The sequence below is a fragment of the Tabrizicola sp. genome, from assembly GCF_041911175.1.
Classification (GTDB): domain Bacteria; phylum Pseudomonadota; class Alphaproteobacteria; order Rhodobacterales; family Rhodobacteraceae; genus Tabrizicola.
The window spans coordinates 1-7,859 of the sequence record NZ_JAYRPN010000070.1; the positions used below are offsets into that span (position 1 = coordinate 1).

The following is a 7,859-nucleotide window of genomic DNA, read 5'->3' on the forward strand; positions in this document are numbered from 1 at the left end:
AGAGGCCGATCAGCACGAAGAGGATGGCGGGGGACAGCACTGCCCAGGGCCAGTTTTTCATGGCTCAGGCCCTCCTTGCCCGGCGAAGGCGGGGGTCGGCGAGCATCGCCAGAAGGTCCACCAGCAGGTTGATCGAGACGAAGAAGACGACGAACAGGGTCAAGACCGCCTGCATGCCGACGAAATCGCGGAAGCGGATCGCCTCGATGAAGAAGGCGCCGATTCCGTTCAGGCCGAAGACCCGCTCCACCACGATGGCGCCGATGATCATCAGCGTGAACTGCGCGCCAAAGGTCGTCATGAAGGGAATGGCGATGTTCGGCAGCGCCTCGCGCAGCAGGACCTGCCCGCGCGTCAGCCCCTTGGCAAAGCCGGTGGTGGCAAAGGGGCGCGACATCGCTTCCTGCAGGTTCACCCGCACCACGCGGGCTAGGACCGAGGCGGGGAAGAGCGCGATGGTAACCCATGGCAGCAGCCAGGCGGCTGCGCCGCCGGTGCCGAAGCTGGGCAGCCAGCCGAGCGTCACCGCGAAGACGATCACCAGCACGGCGGCGACGAAGAAATTGGGGGTCGAGGCGCCAACCAGTTCCAGCCCGTGCAGCACCCGGTCGACGGGGCCGCCGTTCGACATGGCACCCAGGATGCCAAGGACCAGCGACAGGGCCAGGGCCAGCACGCCCCCGCCCAAGAGCAGCAAGGCCGTCACCGGCACCCGGTCGGCGAATTCCACCGACATCGGCTTGCCCGAGCGCAGGCTGACGCCGAAATCGCCTGTAAGCGCATCACCCAGCCAGCGCGCATAGCGCACCGGCAGCGGGTCGTTCAGGCCCAGGTCGTTGGCGATCCTGGCGATCATCTCGCCATCGGCGCCGGCGCCCGCCGCGCGCTCGGCGATCAGCGCCGCCACGTTGCCCGGCGCCGCCGTGACCAGCGCGAAGGTCAGCGCGGTCGCGGCCAGCATCAGCAGGACGGCGAGGGCCGTCCTGCGCAGGAACATCTGTCTCATCTGTCTGACCTTTCGAACCGGGGGTCAGCCCAGCGTGATGCCTTTGAATGGGATGTCATAATCGGTGACCGGCAGGGCAAAGCCCTTGACGCGCGGGTTCACCGCCCAGATGCGCTGCGTCACGACCAGCGGGCAGGCCGCGGTGTTGTCGTAAAGCCAGTCATAGACCGCCTGCATCGCGCCTTCCCGTGCGTCGCCCCCGGTTTCGAGCGCGGTGGCGACCAGTGGATCAAGGTCGGGATGGATGTAGATCTTGCCGTCCGGCCCGGTGTCCGAGGCGGTGACGAACGAAGCACCCAACGAGCCATGCGGGTCATAGGGCGCGCCGTAGGTGGCGAAGAAGGTCAGGTCATACTGGAAGGCCGGGCGGCGTTCGTGCATCGTCGCGTTGTCGACCGAGGAGATGTTTACCTTCAGTCCAACCTCGCTCAGCATGCCTTGGATCATCTCGGCGATGCGGCGCGAGCCGGGGAAGGATTCGTCCGACACCAGGAAGTCGATCTCCAGCGCCGTGCCGTCCTTGGTCCAGCCCGAGGCATCGCCAGCCCAGCCGCCCGCCGTCAGCGCCGCTTGAGCGGCCGCCACATCGCGCGCCGGAACGTCATGGCGCATCCCGGCGGTCGGAACCGTGGTCGGGAAGATGTCCGCGGTCGGGTCGGCATAGCCCTCGAACAGCACGGCTGCCACCGCGGCACGGTCGATCCCGAGGAAGATCGCGTCGCGCACGGCCTTGTCCTGCATCATCGGGGATTTTGGCGAATAGCCGAGGATCGTCGTCGCGGTTCCCGGCTCGGCCACCACGATCATGCCTTCGCCTTCCAGCGCCTTGGCGCGGCGCGGCGACAGCGCGGCCACCCAGTCGCCGCCGATCACGTCCAGGTCGCCGGCCCGCAGCGCGTTGGCGCGCGCCAGTTCGTCGGGCACGACCAGAAGTTCAAGACGCGAGAAGGCGGGCTTTTCGCCCCAATAGGCGTCGTTGCGGGTCAGGACGGTCTTGGTGGCGTCGAAGCTTTCCACGATCCAGGGGCCGGTGCCGATCGGCTGGCCGGCTGCCGCCTTGGGCGAAAGGAACCGCACCGGGCGCACGATGGTCAGCTCCAGCAGGGCGGCCGGAACCGGACGCTTCAGCTTGACCGTGATCTTGTTCGGCGCATCCTTGACGATGCTGTCATAGGCATCCGCAATGCCGATCCACGAGAAATCGGCCACGCCCATCCAGCGAAGAAGGTTCCACTCGGCCGCGTCGGCATCGAAGGGCGTGCCGTCCGAGAAGCTGACGCCCTCGCGCAGGTCGAACGAGATCGACAGCCCGTCCTCGGCCACGGTCCAGGCGGTCGCAAGGCCGGGTTCCAGCGTGCCGCCGGGGCCGTAGTGGATCAGCCCGTCGAAGACGATGGTATAGGACGACAGCGTGGAGACGTTCTGCAAAAGGTCGAGGTCGCCGGTCTCCCCGGCAATGGCCACCCGCAGGGTATCGCCGTGACCATCGGCCAGGGTGATCTTCGGCAGTATGGCAAAGAGCGGGGCAGCGGTGGCAATGGTCAGCAGGCTGCGGCGCGAAAGCGTGGGCATCGGTCAGTCCTTCCCTGTTGTATTTCAGGAGAGGTTAACGGAGATTCTATTATTGTCTAGACATTATTTCGCGGTGTCTGTTTTGCGCTTGTGAAAGCGGCTGATCAACGGCAGGAGGCCGTCGCTATAGGCGCTGGCTGTGTCACTCAATGGAAATCCCGGCTGGGGAACAGCTTCTTCGCCTGCTCGCGGGGATGATGGGCGGTCGACCTGCTGCTGCCCCCGACAGGGAGTCTGGTTTCATCCGCGCGACCGTCATTGGCGTCGATGATCACCGGGCGGCCGAGGGTTGCCAGCAGGTGCGAGACATCCTCGACCCGTTCTGCGATCAGATGGGTGACCGGGCCATCGCGTTCAATGCGGCCGGTGACGCGCACCAGCCGCCCGGCGATCACCGCTTTGCGGAAGGTTTCGTAGACCTTCTTCCAGACCACGACGTTCGCGGTACCGGTCTCATCTTCCAGCGTCAGGAAGATTACGCCCGAGGCCGTTCCGGGCCGCTGGCGGGTGATGACGAGGCCGGTGACGGTGACGCGACCCTTGGCCTGGAACAGCCGATCATGCGGCAAGCTTTCCGGAAGGCGAGGGCGCAGCAGTTCCATCGGGTGCGCCCGAAGGGACAGGCGCAAGGAGAGGTAATCCTCGATCACCTCCTGGCCGAGCGTCATCTGCGGCAGCGTGACGGTGGGCTCGATACCGCCCTCGCCATCGGCGCCAAACAGCGGCAGCGGGGCTGGTGCCTTCAGCGCCTTGGCGGCCCAGAGTGCGTCGCGGCGGGTGAGGCCGAGGGCGGCAAAGGCATCGGCCTCGGCCAGCCGCTCCAGCGTATCAGGATGAATCCCGGCCCGGCGCCAGAGGCTTTCGACATCGGGATAGCCGTTGCCGCGCGCGGCCGCGATCCAGGCGGCGTCCTCTTCACGCATGCCCTTGATCTGGCGGAAGCCCAGTCGTAGGGCCAGACCGCCATCGGGGCGGGGTTCCAGCGTGCAATGCCAGAGCGAATGGTTGACCGAGATCGGCCGAACCTCCACCCCATGATCGCGGGCGTCGCGCACCAGTTGGGCCGGGGCATAGAACCCCATTGGCTGGGAGTTCAGAAGCGCGCAGGTGAAGACCGCCTGATGATGGCATTTGAGCCAGGCGGAGATATAGACCAGCCGGGCGAAACTGGCGGCGTGGCTTTCAGGGAAGCCATAGCTGCCGAAGCCTTCGATTTGCGCAAAACAGCGTGCCGCGAAATCCGCATCATAGCCGCGCGAGAGCATGCCCGAGACGAAGCGGTCGCGGAACGAACCGATGGTGCCCATGTGCTTGAAGGTGGCGAGGCTTCGGCGCAGGCGATCCGCTTCCGCAGGCGTGAATCCTGCTGCCACCACGGCAATCTGCATCGCCTGCTCCTGAAACAGCGGCACGCCATAAGTGCGCGCCAGAACCTCCATCAGGGCGGGGCCAAGATCTTCGACCGGCTCGCGGCCCATGCGGCGGTTGATGAAGGGATGCACCATGCCGCCCTGAATCGGTCCGGGACGGACGATGGCGACCTCGCAAACCAGGTCGTAGAACTTGCGGGGGCGCATCCGGGGCAGGAAGTTCAGCTGCGCCCGGCTTTCCACCTGGAACACCCCGATGGCATCGGCGCGGCAGAGCATGTCGTAGATCGGCGGATCCTCGGGTGGGACATTGGCCAGCGTCAGATGTTGTGCGCGATGATCGACCAGAAGCGAAAAGGCTTTGCGGATGGCCGTCAGCATGCCAAGGGCCAGAATGTCGACCTTCAACAGCCCCAAGGCATCAATGTCATCCTTGTCCCACTCGATGATGGTCCGATCCTCCATCGCGGCGTTTTCGATGGGGCAAAGCTCGTCGAGGCGCCCCTTGGTGATGACGAAGCCACCGACATGCTGGCTGAGGTGGCGGGGAAAGCCGATGATCTCGCCGATCAGCTGCACGGCAAGCTGCACCCGCCGATCCTCGATGGAGAGGCCGGCATCGCGCAAGCGATCCTCGCCCGGTGCGGCGGAAGACCAGCCCCAGATCTGCCCCGATAACCGCGCGATCACGTCCTGGCTGAGGCCCATGACCTTGCCCACCTCGCGGATGGCGGCGCGGCTGCGGAAATGGATCACCGTGGCGGTCAGCCCGGCGCGCTCGCGGCCATAGCGCTCATAGATCCACTGGATCACCTCTTCGCGGCGTTCGTGTTCGAAATCGACGTCGATATCCGGTGGTTCGCCGCGCTCCTTGGAAATGAAGCGTTCGAAGATCAGGGTGATCGATTCAGGGGGCACTTCGGTGACGCCGAGAAGATAGCAGACCACCGAATTGGCGGCCGAGCCCCGCCCCTGGCAGAGGATGCCCTTAGATCGCGCAAACTGGACGATGTCATGCACGGTCAGGAAATAGGGCGCATAGTCCACTTCGCGGATCAGGGTCAGTTCTTTCTTAACGCGGTGCACGATCTTGAGCGGCGGCCCGGACGGATAGCGCCAGTGCAGACCGGCGCGGGCGAGGCGTTCCAGCCGGTCTTGCGCCAGTTCGCCATCCTGCGCCTCGTCGGGGTATTGGTAGCGCAGGTCGGACAAGTGAAAGGCGCAGCGGTCGGCAATCTCGACCGTGCGCCGCAGGGCGGCGGGATGACGATGAAACAGCCGGGCCATTTCGGAGCCGGATTTCAAACGGCGTTCGCCATTGGCCAGCCGCTGTTCCCCGATGCTGTCGATGGTGCAACCGATGCGCAGGCAGGTCAGCACATCGGCCAAAGGGCGGCGCGCGGCGCGGTGCATCAGCACATCGCCCACCGCGACCATCGGCAGGTTCACCCCTTGGGCCAACAGGGCCAACTGGTCCAGCCGGGCTTGATCGCGGCCATCATAGCGCGGGGCTGCGCCAAAGAAGCACTGGCCGGGAAAGGCGCGGGCGACGGCCAGCAGATCGCTGCGAGTGGTCTTGGGGTTTGCATCCTCCAGTGGATCGGGCGGCAGGGCGATCAGGATCATGCCTTGACCCCATTCGGCCAGGTCAGCCCGCTGCAGGTGGCATTCGCCCTTCGCCGCGCGGCGCTTGCCCAGGGACAGAAGTCGCGTCAGCCGCGACCAGGCGGCCAGATCGGTGGGCAGCGCCACCCATTCGACAGCAGAGTCGATCAGCGCCAGCCGCGTGCCCGCGATCAGCTTCGGCAGGGGCGCTTCGCTGCGGGCCGGAGCCTCGGTCGCGCCGGTGAAATGCGGCACGGTTTGGCGGCTGGAATGGTCGGTCACCTGCCGCGAGCGGATGGTGGGGCCGTCCTGCGCCGCCTCGACGGTGGCCTGCGCCTCGTCGCGCAGACGGGCGAGCTCCTTCAACGCCGACCAGGCCCGCACCACACCTGCCACCGAATTGCGATCGGTGATGGCGATGGCGGCAAGACCAAGCTCGGCGGCACGGGTGACAAGCTCCTCGGGATGGGATGCCCCGGTCAGGAAGGTGAAATTCGAGGTAACGCAGAGTTCGGCATAGGGCTGGAGCCGGAGGGTCATGCGAATTCCCCCTGCACATACCAATTTTGCCCCTCTGCTGCTGCCCAACTTTGCGCTTGCGGCGTTACGAACAGCCAGAGGCGTGGACCCTCCTGCGTCTCGATCCGCCAATAGTCCCGCAGGCCTGTGCGCCAAGCAGGATCGTCAAACCACCATTCCGGGGTGATCCGCTCCGGTCCCGTCGCGCGCAGGGTGGTAAAGCGCATCCGCCGCCAGCGGAAACTGGCGGGTGGTGTGCCGGAGGCGGCGGTGACGGGTTCCGGTGGAAACAGGGTGATCGGCCGTGCCGCGCCACCGCGCCGGGGATCCGGCTCGGGCGTCGACCAGGCGGCGGGGGCGAGGAGAAAGCTGCGTTCGGGGATCAGGCTGGTTGCAGGCAAGAGGCGCAGCACTCGGTCAAAGCCGATGCGATTGCCGACGGAGGACAGCAGGTCCGCCAGCGCATCGTCGTGGCGGATCGCCGGGCCGCCGCCGATCTGTCCGCCAATTTGCTCTGGGGCAAGGGCCTCGGTCACCGGCGCCGTCAGTCGCAGGGCGTCAATGCCGAAGCCAGAGTCGATCTCGTCCACGCCCTTGGCAAACAGCGCCGCGATCCGGGCGGGGTCGCGCATCGGGCGGGCAAGGCCGATTTCCACCTGCGCCGTGCCGCGATCCACCCGCCGCAGCTCCAGCCGCACACGCCGCGCACCCATGTGGGTGGCAGCCAGCTTGGCGCACAGCCGGTCCAGCAGGCGCGCGAGACCCGCCATCACATCCGATTGCAGGCCAATGGGTTCCGGCAAGGTCATCCGCACCCCGAAATGCGGCGCGTCCGGTTCGGCCGCCACCGGCTCGGATTGTGCGCCCAGCGCCTGATCCAGCCGCAGCACCAGCCCCGGCCCGAAGCGCCGCGCCAAGGGGGCGCGGGGCAGATGGACCAGATCGGCGATGCGCGACAGGCCCACGCGCGCAAGTGCCTCGGCGGTGTCTTGATCGACCCGCAGCGCCGTCACTGGCAGAGGACCGATGCCCTCTACAAGGCGTCCATCGGCAACGATGCCACCGCCATGACGGGCCAAAGCATGGGCGGCCCCGAGGGTTCCGGCGATGGCGCTGGTGGCGTGCAGCCCCGCGCGCTCCAGCCGCGCCTGCAAATCGTCGCGCAGATCGGCTTCGCCGCCGAAGAGGTGCGGCACGCCCGAGATATCGGCCATCAACCCGTCGGTGCCATCGGTGGCGACCATCGGTGCGTAGCGCCCAGCCCATCGGCGCAAGGAGGCCAGGGCGGCCGCCTCGCGCGCCAGATCGGCCGGGCGGGTGGCGAGATCAGGGCAGATGGCGCGCGCGTCCGCCAAGGCCATCCCGCGATGCAAACCGCGCGCAGAGGCCGCCATGTTCAGACAGTGCAGGTGATCGGTATTGCCCGACCGATGGGTCAGGGCAAAAGGCCCTTCAAGGGGCCGTGTCCGCAGGCTCGTGTCGCTGGCGAGCCTCGGAAACCATATGGACAGCAGCCGACGCGCCATTCCAGTTCAAGGTCCAGATTCCAAGAGTTCCCTTTTTGTTCTTATTAAGAGCCCATTGATGTCGAGTCGAGTCCGCAGCCGTTCCGGCCATGGGTTCGCAAGCCCAGCGCGTCTCGGTCGCGTTGCTGCCCGCGTCCTGGCGGATCAGCATCAGGCCGGTGGTGCGTCCGGCTTCAGCGGCCAGTTGCAACCTGCGGCCAGCGGTCAGGGACAGGGGCTTTTCCGGCTCGGCGATGACCAGAGAGACCGGGGCGGCGCGCA

4 protein-coding genes and 1 pseudogene are annotated in these 7,859 nt (G+C 66.6%); all 5 read right to left on the minus strand.

Annotated features, from left to right (window positions below):
- Positions 1-64: 64 nt before the first annotated feature.
- Entirely contained in the window at positions 65-1,006 is a 942-nt protein-coding gene (locus ACE3P6_RS08875; RefSeq protein ID WP_374393900.1) for an ABC transporter permease, read from the minus strand.
- A 24-nt stretch (positions 1,007-1,030) separates the two neighbouring features.
- Positions 1,031-2,578 carry an ABC transporter substrate-binding protein gene (locus ACE3P6_RS08880; RefSeq protein ID WP_374393902.1) on the minus strand — a complete coding sequence of 516 codons (1,548 nt, stop codon included), beginning with the start codon at positions 2,576-2,578 and terminating at the stop codon, positions 1,031-1,033.
- Positions 2,579-2,724: 146 nt separating this feature from the next.
- A complete protein-coding gene (locus ACE3P6_RS08885) occupies positions 2,725-6,093 on the minus strand; it encodes an error-prone DNA polymerase (protein ID WP_374393905.1) in 3,369 nt (1,122 codons plus the stop codon).
- A complete protein-coding gene (locus ACE3P6_RS08890; RefSeq protein WP_374393908.1) occupies positions 6,090-7,598 on the minus strand; it encodes a DNA polymerase Y family protein in 1,509 nt (502 codons plus the stop codon). Before ACE3P6_RS08890 ends, ACE3P6_RS08885 begins: the two co-directional genes overlap by 4 nt.
- A pseudogene (locus tag ACE3P6_RS08895) lies at positions 7,525-7,859 on the minus strand (hypothetical protein); the annotation flags it as partial. The pseudogene ACE3P6_RS08895 and the gene ACE3P6_RS08890, both read right to left, overlap by 74 nt.

What these genes read in the sequence shown, in the direction of transcription:
- ACE3P6_RS08890 (WP_374393908.1), bottom strand. Translation starts at nt 7,598, where the DNA reads ATGGCGCGTCGGCTGCTGTCCATATGGTTTCCGAGGCTCGCCAGCGAC.
- ACE3P6_RS08880 (WP_374393902.1), bottom strand. Translation starts at nt 2,578, where the DNA reads ATGCCCACGCTTTCGCGCCGCAGCCTGCTGACCATTGCCACCGCTGCC.
- ACE3P6_RS08875 (WP_374393900.1), bottom strand. Translation starts at nt 1,006, where the DNA reads ATGAGACAGATGTTCCTGCGCAGGACGGCCCTCGCCGTCCTGCTGATG.
- ACE3P6_RS08885 (WP_374393905.1), bottom strand. Translation starts at nt 6,093, where the DNA reads ATGACCCTCCGGCTCCAGCCCTATGCCGAACTCTGCGTTACCTCGAAT.